Raw genomic sequence first — 21,813 nt, forward strand, 5'->3', positions numbered from 1 at the left:
ATAACGACGTTCAATAAAATGATCATAACAAACTAATATTCTGAAACTTGTATTTTTTATTTCGACAAAATAATTTAAGTAAAAAAAAGCTTGTTTCAGAAAATTCTCAGAATATCGCTTTCTAACTGACATTTTATTTCAAAAACTGAAGAAATAATTTATTCTCTATGAAAAAATAATATATTTGCAATCAACACACAACAAAATGAGCAACTCAATTATTTCCCTAATTATTATCAATATTATTATCGATCGATAATAGTACGGGGATTTTATATAAAAGTATTTAGCATACCAGTTTAAAACCTCCCAACACGGGAGGTTTTTTATTTAGAGCCAACATGAAGAATTTCGCATCAATTATTATTATCAATATTATTATTCATCTCCCGTGATGAGTCAGGATTGTATTGCATAATAGAAACCTTTCTCGTCTTACTGAGAAAGGTTTTTTTTTTGATCCTATCCGAAAAAACAAAAGATTCATAAACATAAAAAACTTAAATAATTCACTAATAAATTTCAAATGAAAGCACAATACACCTTAACGTTTTACACCGAAGATCAAATGGGATTAATCAATAAAACAGCCGTAATTTTTTCGAGAAGAAAAATTAGCTTTGAAAGTCTTAATATTTCTACTTGTGAAATTAATGGTATGTACAGATTTACAGTTGTCGTTACTGAAACTTTAGAAACAGTAAGAAATTTGGCTCTTCAGATGGAGAAAGTTATCGATGTTTATAAATGTTATTACAATACCAATCAGGAAATTGCATACACACAAACTGTTTTATACAAACTTCCTACTGCCGCTATAACCCATGAAAAGGTTCAGGAATTAATGAAAAAGTACAGCGCTCAATTTACTTTTATTGAAAGAGAATATACTGTAATTGAAGTTACTTCTCACGAAACAGAAATCGACAAATTGACTCAATCTTTAACAGCATACGGACTGATCGAATTTGTTAAAAGTCCGCGAATTGCTTTAATCAAATCGGAAAAAGGTTTTAGAGATGAATTTGAAGGTTTCTAGATGTTTGTAATTTACAGAATTCAGTCATTTAAAGTACTAGATTGGTCATTTGTCTAATTTTAAATGCTGTAAAGAAAAAGATTATTTATTTAGTATAATCAAGTTTAGATTATCTTTAAACTATTGTTATTCAATCCGTAAAAAACAGAAAACATATGCAGTCTCGCCGAAAATTCATAAAAAATGCTGGAATTTTTTCAGCTGGTTTATTTGCCATTCAAACTGACGCACTGGGGTTTAATTCGAATCTTTTTGAGTTTCCTCTAAAAGATTTTATAACCCAGAGACCGCCACTTGAAAAACGAAATTTTACCAGCAAAGCGATTGAGGCCGCAATTGTAAAAGTAAAAAAGCAGATTGCAAATCCTGAACTGGCTTGGATTTTTGAAAACTGTTTTCCAAATACTCTTGATACTACAGTTGAATTCGAAATTATAGATGGAAAACCCGATACTTATGTGATAACAGGCGATATTGATGCTATGTGGTTACGCGACAGTACAGCACAAATCTGGCCTTATATTCCGTTTGTAAAAGAAGATCGTAAATTGGCAGAATTGATAAAAGGCGTTATTAATCGTCAAGCGAAATGTATTCTTCTGGATCCTTATGCAAATGCATTTTATAAAGATTTTAATAAAGAAAGTGAATGGAAAAATGATATTACCGACATGAAACCGGGAATTCATGAAAGAAAATGGGAAATTGACAGTTTGTGTTATCCTGTAAGATTAGCACATGGCTATTGGAAAGAAACTGGTGACATTTCTATGTTTGACAGTCATTGGAAAGAAGCTATGAAGTTAATTCTAAAAACTTTCAAAGAACAACAACGAATGGATGGCAAAGGAGGTCCTTACAGTTTTCAGCGTCAAACTGCTTGGGCAACAGATGGAGTTCCATTGTCGGGTTATGGCTATCCTGTAAAACCATGCGGACTGATTGTTTCTACTTTTAGACCAAGTGACGACTCAACCCTATTTGGTTATTTGATTCCGAGCAACATGTTTGCTATCGAAATATTGGGTTATCTGATGGAAATTTTCTCTCTTCCGGCTTTAAAAGATAATGATATTGTAAATGAAGCCAAAGAACTGAGAGAACAGGTTCAAAAGGGTTTGAATGAACACGGAATTATCAATCATCCTCAATTTGGAAAAATCATTGCTTTTGAAGTTAACGGATATGGCAGTTTTCATATGATGGATGACGCCAATGTGCCTTCTTTATTGTCTCTTCCTTATTTGGGAGCTATTGCACCAGACGATCCTTTGTATCTTAATACCAGAAAACTTGTATTGTCTGAAAATAATCCGTTTTTCTACAAAGGAACTGCAGGCGAAGGTATTGGAGGCCCGCATACGGGTGTTGATACGATTTGGCCCATGAGTATTGTTTTGAGAGCCATTACGAGTATTGACGAAAAGGAAATTAAAAACTGCATCAGTACTTTGATTAAAACCAACGCTGGTACTGGATTTATGCATGAATCTTTTCATAAAAACGATGTGACCCAATTTACCCGAAAATGGTTTGCATGGGCCAATACTTTATTTGGCGAAATGATTGTACATACGAGTCAAAAATATCCTCAAATTTTGAAAGACAAAAATTTCTAAAAATACTTTATTTTCAAAAAGTAAAGCCTTCAGAGTTGAAGGCTTTTTTGTGTTGCGTTTTTATCGCTTTTTATTGAATAAAACTCAAAATATCTGCATTAACTCTATCCGCATCGGTTGTTGGTATTCCGTGGCAAAGTCCTGGATAAGTAATCAACTTTCCGTTTTTTACTAATTTTGCTGCTCTTAAAGCCGTTACTTGATAAGGAACTATTTGATCATCTTCTCCATGAAGTATCAAAACAGGAAAATCCACACTTTTTAAATCTTCAGTAAAATCGGTTTCAGAAAATGCTTTTATACAATCGTAATGCGCTTTTATACCACCATTCATTCCCTGACGCCACCAATTGTCCTGAATTCCTTTTTTGATGTTTGCCCCTTCCCTGTTGTAACCATAAAACGGAAAAGTAATATCGTGATAAAACTGTTGTCTGTTATTTGCGGTATTAAAACGAATATCATCAAAAACTTCGATCGGTACTCCATCTGGATTGTTGGTATCTTTAATCATATAGGGAGTCACTGCACTGATTAAAATAACTTTTGATACACGGCCTTTACCATATTTAGCAGCATAATGAATGGCTTCTCCACCACCAGTTGAATGGCCAATATGTATGGCATCTTTTAAATCTAAAAATGCTGTCAATTCTGCAACGTCTGCTGCATAAGTATCCATTTCGTTACCAGTATAAGTTTGCGTAGATCTTCCGTGTCCTCTGCGATCATGCGCAATAACACGAAATCCTTTGTCGAGGAAAAATAACATTTGTGCATCCCAGTCGTCTGCAGAAAGCGGCCAGCCGTGATGAAAAAATATTGGCGTTCCTGTTCCCCAGTCTTTGTAATAAATCTCTGTTCCGTCTTTTACTTTAATTTTAGCCATTTTAATTTTCTTTTATTTGTTAAATAGATTTTCATACCATTCTAAAATATAATCTGCAACTTCTTCCCAACCCGGTTCTCCACAGATAAAGTGGCTTTTATCCTCAAAAATTTTCAGGTTAACCTGACTGTTTTGGTCTTTGTATTTTCCAGCTAGAGTTGTAGTGAGAGAGGCGGGAAAAATAACGTCGCTTGCGCCTCCAATAAACAAAATAGGTTTATGTGGCTTTCTGAAATCAATATTCGAAAAGGAGTTCAATACCAATTCCCGACTTACTTTGTAGCTTTCTGGAACTGCAAAAGCTTCAAAGGCTTTGGCTCTGTCGCTCTGTTGAAGTGTATTAAAAAAACATCTGTCGTACCATTCACGGCTTCCCATAAAATATTTAGCAGAAGAAAAAAAACCAAAAGCAGGAAGTGCCGACTTTAATGTTGTGAAAGGAGGAAATACATTTTTTGGTGGTGCACCATCTATACTTACAGCTGCTGCAACTTTTTCTAATTCTAGTAATTTCATCGCTGCCATTCCAGCCATTGAATGTCCAATTACTAGAGGTTTTTCAGGCAGACTATCTGCCAGTTTTGCAATATTATTTACAACATCTATAAAACCTGTTTTGATAAGATCGGGATGAACAGTTTTTCGCAGATCTGAAGGATTTCCTTCGTGGCCGGGATTAGCAGGTGTGTAAACGGTATAGCCTTTCTGCTCGTATCTTTCTTTCCACTTTTCCCAACTTATATTATTAACAAAGTTTCCGTGTATAAGAATGATGCTTTTTGATTTTTTCATAAAATTGATATTTAATTAGTAAATAGCTTTTTATAATTACTACAATCTAGTTTTTCAAACTGAATAGAAAATCAAATAGGCAAGTCATATTTCATTTTTTATAATGAAAAATCATGCTTTTTTCAGTTAATTCAATAAAAACCAAAGAACCAAAACAAACATCTAATATACTAAAAATCAACAAAATACAACTTTATTTAAATTAAATTATTGCAAACTCTTCCTAGCTGTCTCAAATTATATAAAACACAAAAAAATCACACAGATCTAAATAGAATACATCTGTGTGATTTTAGTTGAAAAAAGTCTTTTTTATTATTTTTCTAAAGGCAATATGAATTTAAAAGTACTTCCTTTTCCGAGCTTGCTTTCTGCCCAGATTTCGCCCTCGTGTTTTTTTACAAATTCATGACAAAGCAATAATCCTAAACCGTTTCCCATTTCATTTTCTGTTCCTTTTTGGATTACTTTTTCATTGATTTTAAAGAGCTTTTCCTGTATGTTAAGCGGAATTCCAATACCGTTATCCCGAATTGAAACTTCGGCTTTTTTATTGCATTTTTTTAATTGAACTACAATTTCGCCTTGTTGTTCTGTAAATTTAATTGCGTTGGTCAGCAGATTTCGTAAAACAGTATCAATCATGTCTTTGTCCATCCACACATTGACAATTTCATCTGCTTTAAATTTAATTTCAATATTTTTATTCAAAGCTGTATTGTTATTCAGTTGAATGTTTTCTTCAATTAAAGCATTTAGTGATACATTTTTAGGATTGTATTCAATCATTCCGCTCTGCATTCTTGACCAATTCAGCAGATTTTCGAGCAACTTGTAAATATTTTTATTAGACTCGTATTGCATTTCGGTAATCTCCTTTATTTCCTCCCGACTGTAATGATCAATTTCCTGAGCTAAGATTTCAGATAAAGCTAGCGATGAACCTAATGGTCCTTTTAGATCGTGGGCAATCATAGAAAAGAATATATTTTTGTCTTTTAGCAACTTCTGTATTTTCAGATCTTGTTTTTCTTTCGCCAATAATAAAAAGCCAATGGTTCCGATAAGAGTCAGCAAAAACAGTCCTATACTGTACAAACTGTCGAAAGTACTTTGTCTAAAGAAATCCTGCTGTGGAATTGCATAGGTGTAAACTGCTCTCAGAAAGATTAAAACTTCAAAAGAAACATAACATAATAGATAAAAAACACGAAACAAATTAGCGGCTTTTTCTTTAAAATATCCTATTGTTGGAGGAAGATAAATAGCAAATATTCCCAGAGAAATAATTACAATACGATCATTTACAGAGCCTCCTAGAAAAGCTGAAATGTTAAAAGCCAGTATGGCAGCAATGGTCAAACCAATTTGCAGACGATAACGCCTGTTAAATTTAGGTTTAGTCATAGAAATGATTGCTATTGTCTCATAACAACATCCAGAAAGAATTATGGTATTGGCTAGATTTATCGAAATGAAATCGGGTGCTATACCTCTTAAAAAAATAAAAATCCAACCTATCGTTAATAATACTTTTCCAAATCCAAACGTATTTAATTTTTTTCTGTTTTCAGAAGAAGCATACGATAAAGAATAACTAAAGATAAGAATACAGACAAATAGGTTTCCCCAAAAATAAAGAAGAAAAATCGTTTTAGGATCGAGGGGTAATAATTTAAGCATTTATGTACTTTCAATATAATAACTGTTTTACAAATATACAAATAAGAAATAAAAAACCCCGCATCGTCAGGGCGATACAGGGTTTTTCCTTAAGATTTTTATTACTTTATAAAATCATATTATTTTCTGAAGATAAAAGTAAAAATGTTTTTATTTTACATCAAACCATAGTTTGGTTGTCAACACATCTTTTCCTTGTACGGAAATAGCATTTTGGTAATTAACTCCATTTAATGATTGCTCTGTTCCTGGATAGAAAAAACGCGAAGGAATCTTACCATCCAAAACTGTAGCTGGACCAGCAGTCAAAATTGGATAATCTAATCTTCTCCATTCTGTAAAGGCATCGAGACCTTGTCCGAAGAAGGCAATCCATTTTTGAGTTCCGATTGATTTAGCGTAATTGGATGCATCATATTTTACACTTGCCTGATTAAGGTAATTGGTAATTACTGTTGCATCGGTAATCCCAAATTGATTGAATGATGCTGTAATGGCATTTTTATAAAGCTGTTCTGCATCTCCAGAGATAAAGCCTCTTGCAGCAGCTTCAGCCAAATTGAATAAGACTTCTGAGTACGAATAAATTACAGCTGGCGATGTCGATGTCAGGAAATAAGTTCCCGGTTTTGATGTTTTAGCAAAACCTTGACTGTTGGCATCACTGTTAGATAATCCGTTACCACCTCCAACGTATGTTCCAACGCTTGCATCTGATGGTAATTGCGCGTAAACTGGTAAACGAGGATCTGAAAATTCTTTTAATTTATCTACCATAGTTTTTGAAATACGGAAATCATCACGAGTTTCAAACCAAGCCGAAGCCGGATTTTGCTGCGGTGAACTGATGTACGTAAATTTAAAAGTATCGTTATTGCTTGCAAGTACTCCTGCCGCATCACTTGTTGCGTCAATTGCGGCTTGTTTAGCCAAAGCTGGTTCTTTATCAGAAATTCTTAATGCGATACGCAAACGAAGTGAATTCACAAATCTTTTCCATTTCAGAATATCCCCTTTGTAAACCAAATCACCCGTTACAGTACCGTTTGTTGTTGCCAATAAAGACTGGGCTTGTTTTAAATCTTCAAGTAAACCTGTATAAACGTCTTTCTGACTGTCGTAAGCTGGTGTAACTTTCTGACCTGCTTCTTTATATGGAATACTTCCGTAAGCATCTGTCAATAATAAGAATGTCCATGAACGCAATGTTAAAGCAATTCCTTTATAATTGGAATTGGATTGAGCATCAGGAAAATTAATAATGGTATTCAAATCTGTAATTAAGGTTGCATAACCTGTATTCCATAAAGAAGTGAATGAAGTATTTGAAACATCGTATCTGTCTGGCTCCGTATACTGGATTTTAGCCCAATGCTGTACAAACAATAAAGACGAATTAAAATTATTAGCATCTCCCCAATATAAGTCGGCTCCTTGTTTTAGTGTTCCAGTTAACAAATAAGGAGGTAGTGGATTTTCGGTTGCATTTGGATTTTTATTGATATCATCCAACGTATCACTGCATGAAGTCAGTGTCAATCCAAATAATATGATATATGATAGCTTTTTTAGCATGATTTCGTGTTTTTAGAATTTAAGATTAACATTAAGACTGAAATTTCTGGTTGTTGGTAAAGACAAACTTTCTAAACCTTGTGCATTTCCAGTATTGAAAGCCGTTTCAGGATCAATATTTGGTGCGTCTTTGTAAATAAAGAACAGGTTACGACCTACTGCAGTAATGCTTGCTCCTTCTAATCCTAGTTTTTTAGCAAATGATTTATTGAAATTGTAAGCCAGTTTTATTTCTCTCATTTTTACAAAAGTTGAGCTATAGATATAAGCTTCGCTAATGTTGTAAGATGCTTTGTAATATTCCTGCGCACTGATTACTGTACTGTTTGGAGTTCCGTTGTCATATACTCCTTTAAAAACCATACCGTCATCATAAACTGTTGCTCCAGTTGGTGCAGTTCCGTTTACCAACGTTTTGGTTGTACCATCTATATAGTAACTTAAACCACCATTTTCTGCACCACGACCCGGAAGTGTTGAAGCTAAAACTCCTGTGTAGGTACCTGTTCTATTAGTTCCTGAGAAAATTTCCCCACCTACACTTGCATCAACAAGAAATGATAATTCCAGATTTTTGTAAGTCAATGTATTCGTTACACCAGCTAAGTAGTCTGGAGTGTAATGTCCTAAAACTTTCTTCGTTGGATCTGCTTTTGGTAATCCGTTTGCTCCTACTACGATATTTCCGCTGGCATCACGTAAATAAGCCGTTCCGTAAAGTGCTCCGTAAGCTTGTCCTACAGACGCTAACACTTCAACTCCTCCTGAAGATCCAATAGTATAGTTTTGAATCTGTTTCGCATAATCCAAAATCTCTACTTTACTTCTGTTTCTAGAATAATTTGCTCCAATATTCCATTTGAAGTTTTCGGTTTGAATTGGACTTCCGTCTAACTGAATTTCTAAACCTCTATTGTTTATTTTTCCTGCGTTGATTAACTGTGAATTGTAACCACTTGCAGCTGTTGTTTTGATTTCCAAAATTTGATCAAAACTGTTTGTGTTATAATAAGCAACATCAAAATGTAATCTGTTTTTCCAAAAAGTAGCTTCTAAACCAACCTCTGTTGAACGAGTCGTTTCTGGTTTCAAATTCTCATTTAATTTCTTTTGTGATGAAGTCTGAATTGGATTTCCATCAAATGCAGTCTGGAAGTTATAGATTGTTGATAATTGATATGGATCTGCATCATTACCTACTTCAGACCAACCACCACGTAACTTTAAGAAATCAAGTGTATTGCTTTTGATATTCAATGCTTCCGTTAAAATCAAACTTCCATTAACAGATGGATAAAAATAAGAACGGTTACTGCTTGGCAAAGTTGACGACCAATCATTACGTGCAGTCAGGTTTAAATAAGCATAATTTTTATATCCTAACTGTGCCGAAGCATAAGCACTGTATACTCTTAATCTCGATAAGTAATTCGATGATGTTAATGGATCTCTTGAATTCGTTAAAGTATACAAATCTGGCACAGCCAAACGAGGCGCTTTTTGATAGTTGTTCGCATCACTGTGATTACGAATATTGAATCCAGCAAGAGCATCTAGACTAAAATCAGCACTTAGTTTTTTAGTATAAGTGAAAATACCTTCTGTATTTTGTTCATTTACCGTGTAAGCATCTTCAGCATATGATCCGAAAGGTGTTCCGTTTGTACCATATTTGATCGTGTACTTTCTTCTATCATTGTAATAATCAACTCCTGTACGGAATTTAAAGTTAAGTCCTTCAGCCAATTTAGCATCCAAATGAACATCTCCAATAAAACGGTTACGCTGCTGGCTTGTGGTATTATAATAAGCATTCCAATATGGATTACTGTAGTAGCTGTTGTTCCAGTTTACATCTCTGTTTCTTTCCAGTTCATTGATGTCAACCTGACGTCCGAACCAAAGAAACTGAAGCATTACACCTGCTGCACGGTTACCAGATGGACCACCAGGTAAAGCTGGAGCATTTGTTGTAATATAATTACCTGTAACTCCTACTTTTATGTTTTTCGAAATTTGGTAATTGGTATTAATTGTAAAGTTGGTTTTGTTTACTTCACTATTGGGTACTGTTCCTAATTGTTTTTGGTTGTTTACCCCTAAACGGAAATCTGATTTTTCATCTGATCTTGCAACAGAAACACTATTGTCATACGTAACTCCCGTATTAAAGAAGTCTTTCACATTATTAGGATGTGCCACAAAAGGTACTGCCTGACCATTTGAGAAAAATTGTGGAATAAGGCGCCCATCTAATCTTGGTCCCCAGCTTTCATCAACACCATCATTTACACCGCCTCCTTTTCCATCAACAAAGCTGAATCTTCCGTTTGAACCTTGTCCATAAGAATTTTGAAAACTCGGCAACGTAGCCACCTGAGAAATTGTAATACCTGAATTTATTGTAATTCCCAATCCTTTTTGGCTTTTTCCAGATTTAGTCGTAATCAAAACAACACCATGTGCAGCACGTGAACCGTAAAGAGCTGCAGCGTTTGGCCCTTTCAATACTGTCAAAGTCTCGATATCATTTGGATTCAAATCGGCAATTGCATTTTTGAAATCTCGAGTTGCTCCACCAAAGCTTCCTAACTGTGAATTATCTACAGGAACTCCATCAACCACAAATAGCGGCTGGTTGTTTCCTGCAATTGAAGTTTCTCCACGAATGATGATACGAGAAGATCCCATATCTCCTTGAGAGTTTGTAATACGAACACCTGCTAATTTTCCGCTAAGGCTGTTTAAAAAGTTGGTTTCTTTTGTCTCTGCAATATCTTTGTTTTTAAGTGCTTGAGTTGTATATCCTAAAGACTTCTTTTCTTTTGAAATACCAAGAGCCGTAACTACAACTTCTGATAATTGATTTTGCTCTTCTGTAAGTTCAATAACCACTGCGTTTTTATCGACTACAACTTCTGCTTTTTTATAACCTAAATAACTTACGATTACAGTATAAGGAAATTTTTGTCCGGTCTGGAAGAAAAACTTACCATCAAAATCGGTCTGAACACCATGCGTAGTCCCTTTAATCACTACCGAAGCACCAATTACAGGATCTTTTGTAACCGCATCTACAATTGTTCCTTCAAGTTTAGATTGGATCAGTGGTTTAGTTTCCTGCGCTGTAGCACTTATAGAAACCAATAAAATGCATAAGCCAATATATCTATTTAATATTTTTTTCATTATTTCATTTTAGTTTAATAAATAAGGATCACGTTAAAGGGAGATAATCTCCTGTTGTTTTCCTTTTAGAGATGTATAAATTCTTTAAGCTTCACCATTTCCGTGGCAAATTAGGAATGGTATAATTTCTATCTGCAACACATTCGTTTTTTCATTTTTTTCTTCTTTTTATTTGATTAGTATTATTTCGATTGGCCTATACAAGATCTGCCCTATTACTAAGGTTTCTCTCTACTAAATATTTGGTGTAAATTGGGAATTGAAGACTTTTAACAGAAGCTGCACATGAGATGTAAACAGCTAAATGGTTTCTGTTTGTTTGAAACTGGAATGTTTTTACTCGTCTTCATTATTGCAAATTTTTAAACTCTACTAATTTGATAGAACAAAAGTATATTTAAAATTAAGAATAGAAAAATTTTAAAAGCACTTTTTGCAAAAAAAATGTTAATCGAAAATTCAAAACAGACTTAAAAATCTAATAATCAAATATTTATACAATGTTAATTTTTTTAAGATTTTATAAGATTTTTACTAGTCAGCAGGCTTAAAAAGATGATTTATGCCTGAATTAAAAGTTTAGCAAAAAAAAATGCCAGACCTTTCGGCCTGGCATTTTCTATCGCTGCATTATTTATTAATACAACAAAAATATAGTAGAAACGACAAATACGGCCCCTTTCAGAATACCGTATTTATCAAACTAATTCAAATTAAAAAAAACTACAAACTTGCTTTTACTTCTCCACAAGTCAGCATATTTTTTGGATAATAAGGATTTTTAATTTCTTTACTATCACTTGTCCACATAGCACCTGTCATTGGGCAAACTTGCAGATATAATGTCTCATCTGCGGCTTTAAATTTCGCAGCCTGATCCCAATATTTTACAGAAAGTGTTTCAAAAATTTTACGTTGTTTATTGATATTTTTAACCGCTGTAAGCTGTGTTGCCAATTCAATAATTTCTCTTCTTGATGTTGTTGCTTCATTCATTTTTTCAAGACTTAATTTTTTAAACTTGAAATTTTTTAATGAATTTTTCAATGCTTCAGCATTTTTAACTACAGCAAGACTGTCTGAAGTTAAAAAGCTGTTTTTTAGAGCCAGGTAACTTTTTGTGATTTCTTTCTTTTCAGCTTCACGTTTTGCTACTAATTCTGGAAGAACTTCTTCTTTCGAAGTTAATTGTGCTTGTGCTAAACCGCTTAAGAAAACGAATGCTATAACTAATACTTTTTTCATGATGTTGGTTTATCTAATTTGTTTATAATTTTATCAATGTCAAGTAAAATACTTTCGAAATGATCTTTATTAATTCCAGTTGATGCGTCCATCAATTTTGTGATATCAGTTTTTAATTTTAAGAGATGTTGTCTCCCGTACAATCTGATATCACTTCTTTGTGCTGTGTTCAACGCTTTTCCTGGTTCTACTTCTTTTGGTAATAAAAGCATTCCCATTTTTTCGATGTAACCACGCTGCAAGCTTCTTCTGTAATAATCTTGTTGTTGGTCTCCACTGAATTTCACCCAAACAGTTTGTTGTAAATCGTTTAAGAATTCAGGAACCGTGTAAGCTCCTTCAAATTGCATCGATTTTAAACTGATGTTATAAAGCATTCCAGGGCTTAAAAGCATGTTTAAAACTTGATTCTGCTGATCTGAAATTTGTTCTTCTCTTTTCATTGGAATCAGCTGATCAATTTCCGCTGGATACATCCAAAGTGGTGCAACAAATAATTGTCTTCCTAAATAATCAATTGCTGCTTTTACTTTTGCTTTTGGAACTGGTTTGTATACAATACCTTTTTCATCAACCGTTCTTTTTGTCACATAATTGTTTCCAATATTTTTAAGCACATGATACAAATACGTACTGTATTGTCTTACCACTGCTTTGTGCATATCTTCCAAATTATCATACTTATCATTTGGCTGATAGGTCCATTCGATAAGATTAGGAACAACACGTTTTAGATTTTTGATTCCGTAATCACTTGCTAAAACTGAATCATCTCCAAGATCTTCCGTCTGACTTCTCGGATCTTCTTCTTTTCCTTCGCCTCCAAACCATAATTTCGGATTTGCGGCTAAACTATCAGTCGTTAATTTTGCTAATAATTTTTCTTCGTCAAACTCATCTTTAGCATTTGGATAATATCCATAACCCCATTGAATTGCCCATTTATCGTACATTCCAATTCTTGGATAAATTCCTTTTGGACTAATATTATCTTCTGGTTGCGCTACATAATTAAAACGAGCATAATCCATAATTGAAACGGTGTGACCGTTTGCTTCTACCCATTTTTTATCACGAAGTTTTTCTACCGGAGTAGCACTACTCGCTCCCATATTATGACGTAAACCAATTGTATGTCCAATTTCATGTGAAGAAACAAAACGAATCAATTGTCCCATTAATTCATCATCCAAATGCATTTTTCTAGCTCTTGCATCTAATGGTCCAGCTTGAATCATGTACCATCTTTGAACCAATTTCATTACATTGTGATACCATCCTACATGACTTTCGATGATTTCTCCACTTCTTGGATCACTCACTCGAGGTCCGTAAGCGTTTGGTGTTTCAGAAGCATAATATCTTACTACAGAATACCTTGCATCTTCCAAACTCATTGTTTTATCGTCTTCTGGCCATTCTTTACCTACAATTGCATTTTTAAATCCAGCCCCTTCAAAAGCTTTTTGCCAGTCGTTGATACCTGCAATTAAATAAGGTCTCCATTTTTTTGGCGTTGCAGGATCGATATAATACACAATTTGTTTTTTCGGCTCAACCAATTCGCCTCTCAAATACTTTTTAACGTCTTTATCTTTAGGCTCTAAGCGGTAACGTTGTACAATATATTTGGTTTGAGCACGCTGTTCATCATCATCAAACAAAACATATTTATTAGCAAAATAACCTACTCGTTCATCAAAGAAACGTTTACGCATTGGCGTTTTTGGAAGCAATACAATCGAAGTATTCAATCTTAAAGTAATACTTCCACTGCTTTCTGTAGAACTTGTATATGTTTTTGTCGTTTTTACCTCAATATTGATTGGATACGTATCTACACTTTCAATAAAAGATTTATCATCTGCAATAGAAGTTAACTTTTTCTCTGTTTTTTCTTTTCCTTGAATAGAAAACATTGCATTTTCTTTTTTGAAAAGATCCGTTACATCGACTACTACGTCTTTCGTATCTGGATTAGTCGTTTTTATGGGAAGAGCCGCTACAATAGGATTTTCGTTACTTCCTGCTAATGCTTTTGCCAACATCGAATCGGCAGAACGAACATCTTGTCTGTATTGTAATGATCTTAGAAAAACTGTGTTGTTGGCTCCTTTTTCAAAATAAATAGTTTGTTCATTGGCTTTTTCTCCACCAAAACTTTTAAAACCTTCTGGAGTAGAAAGATATCTAACCACAACCAGCATATATCGGTTAAACAAGCTGTCTGGAATTTGAAAGTAATACTTCGTATCGACCTGACTAATTGTAAAAAGACCTGATTTGTTTTTGGCTTTATCTGTAATGACTTTGTTGTAAGCCTGTAATCCTCCTTTTGGTGTTGTAGCAGTACTATCAGCTTTTTTTTCTGGAGTTTGAGCAAAACCATGCTGTCCAAAAGACAGCATGATTAGCAGTATAAATAATTTTTTCATCTAAATTAAAATGGAAGTTTTTCGTCTGTATTTAAAGTCAATTTTGGGTTCTTTTGCAAAGCAGACAAAGGAAATGGAATAATATACAATCGAGAGTTTGGCTGTAAAGTATACGTTTTTTGAGGAACGGTTTTGTTTACTATTGGAAATACTCTCGTAACAGTTTTAGCATATTCTGTTTCCGTATTTAATCGCTTCAAATCAAAGAAACGGTTAAATCCTAAAAGCAATTCTTTTCTTCTTTCGTTGATTACCAAATTCATTGTTTCTTTTCTTGTAGCTGGAACAGTTAGATTTACAGTACCCGAAAGAATACGTTTTGCTCTCAAAGTATTTAAAACAGCAACTGCTTCATTCAATTTATCCTGTCTTGCTAAACATTCTGCTTGCATCAAATAAACTTCAGTTGTTTTCATTCCAACTGTTGGATAGAAAAATCTTGTATACTGAGTTGCCCAATAAGCTGTACCTGAACCTTGATCTAAATTGGTTGTACTAGTAGAATTGAAAAATAAATTAAAACGTCCATCATTTGTTCCGAATAAAGTTCTCAATTCTGGACTGATGATGTAACTCTGAGCAAAGTTCATTTCATTGTAACCTGTCATGTACATATAACTCAAAACTTCTACATTATTTGCAGCTGGAACGGCAACCGCAGTTGGTCCACCTTGAGCGTTGTACGCCACCAAATCAAATATCTGATTGTTATAGCTTAATGATTTTTCAGCCGCTTCTTGTGCTTTAGCAATTTCGCGTTTAAACAAATGCACTTTCGCTTTGAACGCATAGGCAAATGCTAATGATGGATGATAAACATCAGCTGGTTTTTCCAGAATGTAAGGCAATGCTTCATCAATATCTTTCTGAATAAAGTCATAAACCTGTGCCACGGTAGATTTTGAAGGCTGTGCTTCTAAATCAAATTTGTCCATGATACAGATTCCTCCATCTGTAGCTGCAGTACTTGGATCATAACCTTTTGCATAAGTATTTACTAATAAAAAGTGATCATACGCACGGTAAATTTTAGCTTCTGCTTTTGCTAATCGTTTCGTATTTTCATCTCCTTTACTATTATCCACTAACGAAATAATAGTATTCCATCGGTTGATGTAATTATAAGCTTGGTTGTAAAAACTTGATCCTGTCATTAATGAAACTCGATCAACACTTTCGTCAAAAGTAAAATTAAGAATATCGATGTTAGGAGTTCTTCCAATTACATTGGCTTCTCTCATCCATTGATCGTCTGACAAATATTGAAAGTTATTAATTGGATAACCGCGTCCTGGAAGCGACACCAATTCTAAAAACTGATCAGCCGTTTCGATTACCAGAGATCCTTTAGGTGTTACATCTGTATAATCTTCACAAGATGTCATACTGAACATCATTAGTGCTACTATTGATATATATATCTTTTTCATAATTTTAAAGAGTAAGATTAAAGCCAAATAGATATGTTTTTGGCAATGGTAAATTACGTGTACCTGAATTAGCTGAATAAACTTCTGGATCAATTCTATTTCCTGCAGCACTCCAATACCAGATATTATTCATTTGGAAAGTAAATTTTGCCGAAGAGATATTCATTTTAGTTGCAAAAGCTTTTGGTAAATTATAGGCTAATGAAACGTTTCTAAGTTTAATATAATCTCCATCCACAACATTTGCACTTGAGTTTCTCCACTGACTGCTAATTGTTCCAGCGTAATTTCTAACACTTTCGTCAAAATCTACATACAAACGGGTATTTCCATTTGGATTTGCATCAGTATAACGATCTGTGATACCTGAAAGATTTACTGCATCTGAACTCATGTCGATTGTTTCTTTTCTCATTACATTTCCTCCTGAGAAAACAAATAAGAAATTCAAATCAAATTGTTTGTATGAAAATCTTTGAGACAACGAACCTGTATAAGTTGGCGTTAGACTTCCCATATTTACCAATGCATCTGGATTTGTAACGCTTTTAATAGAAGTCGCTATTGGATTTCCATCAGCATCAAAAGTAACTGACGGATTTCCGTTTTCATCTAAGATATAAGGATAACCGTTTGTTGTTCCTCCATATTTATAAGCATACAAACTATTGTATACTTCGTTCTCAAAGAAGTAATCAATTGGCGAACTAACATATACTGAAGCTGTTGATTGTGCTCTTGTAACTTTTTTAACCGTTGTTTTGTTGAATCCTAAAACTAAATTAGAACCAATACGGAAACTACCAGTAGTATACCAATCAGAACCTACACTAAACTCTACTCCTTTATTTAATAAAGCTCCTGCGTTAATTCTTCTAGACAAAGCTCCTACCGTAGGATCTAAATCGGTTGTAGCCAATAAATCGCTGCTGTATTTACGGTAAATATCAATGCTACCGTTTAATTTAGCTCTAAACAAACTATAATCAACACCTACATTGGTACTTTGTGTTTTTTCCCATCTTAACATTGGGTTTGGCTGTGCCGTGATGTTCGTATACTGCAAAGATTGATATAAGTTATCGTTTCTTCTTGTAGCTGTAATATAAGGCGTTGTAGATTGATCGATGTTTCCATTAACACCATAAGTCGCTCTTAATTTTAATGCTGTAACCCATTTTACTTCTTTCATGAATTCTTCGTTACTTGCATTCCAACCTAAACCAGCTGACCATAACGGACGGTTTTTATATTTAGGATCAACTCCAAACAAATCTGCTCTATCTACTCTATAACTTCCTGTTACGTTATATTTAGATAAAAAAGTATACCCTACTGTACTGAAAACAGAGAAATAACGGTGTAGAATTTCTGTTTGTGTTCTAGATAAAGCTCCTAAAGTCCTATTATTTCCAAACATATAACTTGCTGTTCCAGTCTGGCTTAATGCCAAGCTGTTGATTACTGCAGAAGTAAGCGTAACTGGATCGTAACCGTATCTTAATTGTTCGATTGTTCTTGGAACAAAAGTTTCACGCATTTCAAAACCTGCTAAAGCATTGATAGCATGTTTTCCTCCGCCAAATTCTTCATTATAATCTAATTGATTTCTAAAAGAATAATTGCTTGCCTGACTGCTGAATTGTTTGTAACGTCCTCCTGTAGAAAAACCATCTACATAAGTATAAGCATTTGTTGTTGGGTTATACGCTGTTAAAGCATTAATAGCATAACGCATTTTGTATGAGTTAATATCATAATATTGCTCATTATCATTCTTTCTAACTTCGTATTGAAATTGTGAACTTACACTTAAACCTCTCCATAATTTAGCACGAAGATTTGCAAAAGCTCTTAAGCTTAATGATTCTTCTTTAGATATTCCTTCTTGAAGTGCATTCAAAACATTAAAAGTCATTGGTTTAAAACCACTTAAACCAGCTAATTTTTCAGCTACTGCAGGATTAATAACACCACTTGAAGTAAATCCATCTTTGATTCCAACAAATGGAGACAATACTAAATCTCCGTTATCATCTGTGATGCGCTCGTATCTTTTTTGAATATCGTAGTTTCCAAAATCTCCATCAGTAACATCGTCCTGATCGTAAGTTCCGTTTATACCAAAAGTTGCATTTAACCAATTATTAATCTGAAAACTGCTTTTCGCATACAAATTAAATGATCTGCTTTGATTGAATTTAATTCGGTTTTTAGATTCGTCATAATTAAGCGAAACATACGTATTCTGTTTGCTGGTACTTCCTGAAAATGCAACATTATAACGCTGTCTAAATTCATTCTGCCATACATTATCACGATAATCTTTATAGTAATCGTTCTTTCTCCATTGTGAGATTGTACTATCGTAATCGGCACTGCTGATTTTTCCGTCTTCCAAATTTCTATTCAACTGGTAAAGCGGACTGTAATATTTCATACTGCTGTTGCCAATATCTCCGTAACTGCTGAACATCGTTGCTGTATTGGCAAATCTGGCTCTTTCTCTATTGTAAACATCTTGCTCAAAATCGATTAAATCGCTTGTTGAAGCATAGTTCATGTCTCTCAAATTAGGTTTTGTCGAAACAAAGAAATCAGAGTTGATGCTTACCTTTAGTTTACCATTTCCTTTTTTAGTAACGATGACAATAATACCGTTTGCAGCTCTTGAACCATAAATAGAAGCCGCAGCCGCATCTTTAAGTACGTTGATGCTTTCTACGTCATAAGGATTGATGTCTTCTAGAGCTAATTCTGTTGGCAAACCGTCAATTACGACAAGTGGGCTGTATCCGATATTGTTAGAAAAAGTTCCCATACCACGTAAGATTGGCTTATCTGCAGATGAACCGTTTGGGTTTTTCTGAAACATTAAACCCGCCACACGGCCTTCTAATGCACTTGTTAAGTCGGCATTAATGTTTTCATTCAACGTTTTTTCGTTCAAAGTAGCAATGGCACCAGTAGAATGTGATCTCTCTAAAGTTTGGTATCCAGTAATTACTACTTCTTTCATTGCTGCCACTTTATCCTCAACAATAATTGTCAATACATTACGACCGCTGATACCAATAGCTTTTGTTTCAATTGTCAATCCAGAACATTCCAAAATTCCATTAGAAGGCACACTTTCAAAAACAAAACCACCATCAAAGTCAGTAACACTTGTTTTATTTGTACCTGAAAGAGTTACCGCAACACCTGGGAAAGGCTCGTTTTTATTATTGGTAACTTTTCCGCTTACGCGGATTAGGTCGTTTCCCAAGCTTTCGGTTTTTTCTTTGGATGAAACTGTTACAACAATCGTCTGATTAGCAATATTGTACTTTAAATTCTGACCGCTAAAAATTTTATTTAAAGTTTCCTTTAAAGAAGAATTCTTAACATTGATTGTAACTGGTTTAGAATCTTTTAGCATTTTCTGAGTGTATAACACTTCATGATTTGCTTGTTTTGCCACTTCTTTCAGCACCGTTTCTAACGATGCATCTTTAAAATTAATGGTAACATTTTGTGCTTGTCCAGAAAAACTGCAAAACAGCACAAAAAGCACAGCAAAAACATTTAAAAAAGTAGAAAAATTAGATCTGGGAATTTTTTTTCCAAGATTTTTGTAAGGTTTTTTTGGTTGTAAATTTAATTTCATACATTTACATTGGTTATAGTTAAACAATAGGTGGACAACTTATACTAGCTATAAACTTTGATAACAACCAGAAGCATCGCAACTGCTTCTGGTTTTTTAGTTTATAAACTAATATATTCGGGTAAACTTAAATTCTAAGGATAGACAATAACTGTTTTTCCTTCAACTTTAAATTTTATATTACTAAGCTCAAGTACTTTTAATACTTCAGATAAATTTTTATTTCTAAACGTACCGCCACTAAAACGAACATCAGAGACATCGCCTCGGTACTCAACTTTAATTCCATACCAGCGTTCCAGCTGTCTCATTACATTTCTCAGATCAGCATTATCAAACTTGAAACGGCCATTTTTCCAAGCAACTGCTTCATCAGTATCTACTTCTCTCACTTTAATTCTGGAAGCATTATCAGATATATCAGATTGCTGTCCTGGTTTTAAGATCGTTTTCTGATTTTTAAAGGCAACAGCAACACTTCCTTCCAATAAAGTCGTTTTTACAACAGCCTCGTTGTTATAAGCATGAACATTAAAATGAGTTCCCAATACTTCAATAGACTGATTGTCTGATTTTACAATAAAAGGTTTGTTTTTATTTTTAGCTACTTCAAAATAAGCTTCTCCTTCAAGTTCTACGACTCTTTTATCTCCATTAAACTGTGTTGGATATTTAATCGACGAAACTGCATTTAAGTAAACTTTGGTTCCGTCTGCCAGAATAATATTGTACTGCCCTCCTGTTGGAGTCGAAAGTGTATTGAAAGAGTTATCATCTTTCGTACCTGCTGCATTTGGATTTATAACATACGTAATCTCTCCATTTGCATTCATTTTGATAGTCACTTCGTCTTCTTCTCCTTCTTTTGCGATAGTATCTTTTGCCGAAACATCAGAAAGCACAATTTGTTTTCCGTTAGAAAGTGTCAATACTCCTCTATTTCCTCCAGGCGCAATTTCTTGTGGTTTTGCTACAACCTGAACTGGCTGTTGTTTTGATTGTGTGAAATAGAATATCCCCGTTCCCAAGACTACTGCAATAGATGCAGCAACAGCAATACGAGGCCAAAGACTAACCACTTTTGTTTCTTGTTGTAATGGCAATTTCGATTTCAAAAGCTGATAACTATCTTCCAGCTCATATTCGCTAAGCTGCAAGTTGCTGTTAGATGCTTTATCCAGATACCAGGCATCCAATTTATCTTTATCTTCATTGGATAAAGTACCATCCTGATATTTTTTAAGCAATTCTGAGATTTGGGTTTTATTCATAATTACAACACGAAATTTTGTCTTGTTTAATAGTAAGACAGTTAGAAAGTGCTTTTGTCATAGACAAAAACAAAAAAAAATTAAAAAAACATTATTATATCTTTAACAAATTGAGAAAAACGTTAGCTTTCTATTTACAAATGAATGAGTTACAAAAATGAAAATCATTCAAAAAAATTAACAAAAAGCATGAAAATAATTTACCAAACAAAAAGATTCATCATAGATTTTAGCTTTTCTCGAAGAATTTTTAGCGAATTATACACTTGTTGCTTGGCTGTTTTATCCGTAATATTCAATTGAAGTGCAATTTCATCATACGAAAGCTCTTCTACTTTTCTTAATAGAAAAACTTCGCGCATTTTTTTAGGAAGTAAGGCAATTTCTTTTGCAATAATAGCTTCTAATTCTTTTTCTCGAAGATTAGAATCGGCAAAGACATAATCCTCTTCTATAAAATTTGAAATCGAATCGGCATAGCGCGAAACTACCTTTTCATGCGCAATATGATTAAGCACCCTGTTTTTTACAGCTTTATATAAATAAGAAGAAAGTGATCCTGTAATATTTAATTCATGGCGTTTATTCCAGATTGATAAAAACACTTCCTGAACCACGTCATTTGCCTCGTCTTGATTTTCAAGAATTTTATACGCGTGATTAATTAAAAGTTTAGAATATCTTTCAAAAATTTCTGTATACGCCAACTGATTATCTTCTTTTAGAAGATTTAATAAGAAATCATCAGTATATTCATTGTAAACAGACATTAAATTGAAGGCTTGCTAATCAAAAAGGCAATATTAAACATTTTTTATGTTAAAAGCTAAAAGATGATGCAGTTCAAAATTCAGTTTAAAACAAATCTAAATGACAAATAGAACAGATTATAAGGAATCAATCGTTTGCGAAGAAGTTCTTATTCCTCTAAAATTGTATTATAATAATTTCTAAAATAATTAATTAATTTTGCCGCATCAAAGAATGGTTTCCTGTT

Annotated in this window: 13 protein-coding genes; 2 read left to right on the plus strand and 11 right to left on the minus strand. The window is 33.8% G+C overall.

Annotation, left to right across the window (positions count from 1 at the left end; all coding sequences use genetic code 11):
• Positions 1 to 526: 526 nt before the first annotated feature.
• Complete coding sequence (ilvN, locus tag VGE71_RS06150) at positions 527 to 1,039, plus strand: acetolactate synthase small subunit (protein ID WP_331137530.1); 513 nt, start codon at positions 527 to 529, stop codon at positions 1,037 to 1,039.
• A 155-nt stretch (positions 1,040 to 1,194) separates the two neighbouring features.
• On the plus strand, positions 1,195 to 2,658 hold the full coding sequence (locus VGE71_RS06155) for a glycoside hydrolase family 125 protein (RefSeq protein ID WP_331137531.1): 1,464 nt from the start codon (positions 1,195 to 1,197) through the stop codon (positions 2,656 to 2,658).
• A 70-nt stretch (positions 2,659 to 2,728) separates the two neighbouring features.
• On the opposite strand, the gene VGE71_RS06160 is transcribed toward VGE71_RS06155, so the two are convergent.
• The 11 genes from VGE71_RS06160 to VGE71_RS06210 all read right to left on the minus strand — a co-directional run bounded on the left by VGE71_RS06160 (position 2,729) and on the right by VGE71_RS06210 (position 21,586).
• On the minus strand, positions 2,729 to 3,547 hold the full coding sequence (locus VGE71_RS06160; RefSeq protein WP_331137532.1) for an alpha/beta hydrolase: 819 nt from the start codon (positions 3,545 to 3,547) through the stop codon (positions 2,729 to 2,731).
• A 12-nt stretch (positions 3,548 to 3,559) separates the two neighbouring features.
• A complete protein-coding gene (locus VGE71_RS06165) occupies positions 3,560 to 4,339 on the minus strand; it encodes an alpha/beta hydrolase (protein ID WP_331137533.1) in 780 nt (259 codons plus the stop codon).
• Positions 4,340 to 4,654: 315 nt separating this feature from the next.
• Entirely contained in the window at positions 4,655 to 6,022 is a 1,368-nt protein-coding gene (locus VGE71_RS06170) for a HAMP domain-containing sensor histidine kinase (protein WP_331137534.1), read from the minus strand.
• A gap of 150 nt (positions 6,023 to 6,172) precedes the next feature.
• The gene (locus VGE71_RS06175; protein WP_331137535.1) at positions 6,173 to 7,597 is read right to left on the minus strand and encodes a SusD/RagB family nutrient-binding outer membrane lipoprotein; all 1,425 of its coding nucleotides are present in this window, start codon (positions 7,595 to 7,597) and stop codon (positions 6,173 to 6,175) included.
• A gap of 12 nt (positions 7,598 to 7,609) precedes the next feature.
• The gene (locus VGE71_RS06180) at positions 7,610 to 10,786 is read right to left on the minus strand and encodes a SusC/RagA family TonB-linked outer membrane protein (RefSeq protein WP_331137536.1); all 3,177 of its coding nucleotides are present in this window, start codon (positions 10,784 to 10,786) and stop codon (positions 7,610 to 7,612) included.
• A 723-nt stretch (positions 10,787 to 11,509) separates the two neighbouring features.
• Complete coding sequence (locus VGE71_RS06185) at positions 11,510 to 12,031, minus strand: DUF3347 domain-containing protein (protein ID WP_331137537.1); 522 nt, start codon at positions 12,029 to 12,031, stop codon at positions 11,510 to 11,512.
• The gene (locus tag VGE71_RS06190; protein ID WP_331137538.1) at positions 12,028 to 14,466 is read right to left on the minus strand and encodes a zinc-dependent metalloprotease; all 2,439 of its coding nucleotides are present in this window, start codon (positions 14,464 to 14,466) and stop codon (positions 12,028 to 12,030) included. Before VGE71_RS06190 ends, VGE71_RS06185 begins: the two co-directional genes overlap by 4 nt.
• 5 nt (positions 14,467 to 14,471) lie before the next feature.
• Positions 14,472 to 15,896, minus strand: coding sequence for a RagB/SusD family nutrient uptake outer membrane protein (locus VGE71_RS06195; protein ID WP_331137539.1), 1,425 nt, complete (start codon positions 15,894 to 15,896; stop codon positions 14,472 to 14,474).
• Positions 15,897 to 15,900: 4 nt separating this feature from the next.
• The gene (locus VGE71_RS06200; RefSeq protein WP_331137540.1) at positions 15,901 to 19,545 is read right to left on the minus strand and encodes a SusC/RagA family TonB-linked outer membrane protein; all 3,645 of its coding nucleotides are present in this window, start codon (positions 19,543 to 19,545) and stop codon (positions 15,901 to 15,903) included.
• Between the two features lie 134 nt (positions 19,546 to 19,679).
• Entirely contained in the window at positions 19,680 to 20,816 is a 1,137-nt protein-coding gene (locus tag VGE71_RS06205; RefSeq protein ID WP_331137541.1) for a FecR family protein, read from the minus strand.
• A gap of 200 nt (positions 20,817 to 21,016) precedes the next feature.
• Positions 21,017 to 21,586 (minus strand): RNA polymerase sigma-70 factor, encoded by a 570-nt coding sequence (locus VGE71_RS06210; protein ID WP_331137542.1) that lies wholly within the window; start codon positions 21,584 to 21,586, stop codon positions 21,017 to 21,019.
• Positions 21,587 to 21,813: the final 227 nt, after the last annotated feature.

The organism is Flavobacterium sp., assembly GCF_036405015.1.
In the GTDB taxonomy this organism is placed as follows: Bacteria; Bacteroidota; Bacteroidia; order Flavobacteriales; family Flavobacteriaceae; genus Flavobacterium.

What these genes read in the sequence shown, in the direction of transcription:
- VGE71_RS06155 (WP_331137531.1), top strand. Translation starts at nt 1,195, where the DNA reads ATGCAGTCTCGCCGAAAATTCATAAAAAATGCTGGAATTTTTTCAGCT.
- VGE71_RS06175 (WP_331137535.1), bottom strand. Translation starts at nt 7,597, where the DNA reads ATGCTAAAAAAGCTATCATATATCATATTATTTGGATTGACACTGACT.
- VGE71_RS06195 (WP_331137539.1), bottom strand. Translation starts at nt 15,896, where the DNA reads ATGAAAAAGATATATATATCAATAGTAGCACTAATGATGTTCAGTATG.
- ilvN (WP_331137530.1), top strand. Translation starts at nt 527, where the DNA reads ATGAAAGCACAATACACCTTAACGTTTTACACCGAAGATCAAATGGGA.
- VGE71_RS06210 (WP_331137542.1), bottom strand. Translation starts at nt 21,586, where the DNA reads ATGTCTGTTTACAATGAATATACTGATGATTTCTTATTAAATCTTCTA.
- VGE71_RS06160 (WP_331137532.1), bottom strand. Translation starts at nt 3,547, where the DNA reads ATGGCTAAAATTAAAGTAAAAGACGGAACAGAGATTTATTACAAAGAC.
- VGE71_RS06200 (WP_331137540.1), bottom strand. Translation starts at nt 19,545, where the DNA reads ATGAAATTAAATTTACAACCAAAAAAACCTTACAAAAATCTTGGAAAA.
- VGE71_RS06170 (WP_331137534.1), bottom strand. Translation starts at nt 6,022, where the DNA reads ATGCTTAAATTATTACCCCTCGATCCTAAAACGATTTTTCTTCTTTAT.
- VGE71_RS06185 (WP_331137537.1), bottom strand. Translation starts at nt 12,031, where the DNA reads ATGAAAAAAGTATTAGTTATAGCATTCGTTTTCTTAAGCGGTTTAGCA.
- VGE71_RS06165 (WP_331137533.1), bottom strand. Translation starts at nt 4,339, where the DNA reads ATGAAAAAATCAAAAAGCATCATTCTTATACACGGAAACTTTGTTAAT.
- VGE71_RS06180 (WP_331137536.1), bottom strand. Translation starts at nt 10,786, where the DNA reads ATGAAAAAAATATTAAATAGATATATTGGCTTATGCATTTTATTGGTT.
- VGE71_RS06190 (WP_331137538.1), bottom strand. Translation starts at nt 14,466, where the DNA reads ATGAAAAAATTATTTATACTGCTAATCATGCTGTCTTTTGGACAGCAT.
- VGE71_RS06205 (WP_331137541.1), bottom strand. Translation starts at nt 20,816, where the DNA reads ATGAATAAAACCCAAATCTCAGAATTGCTTAAAAAATATCAGGATGGT.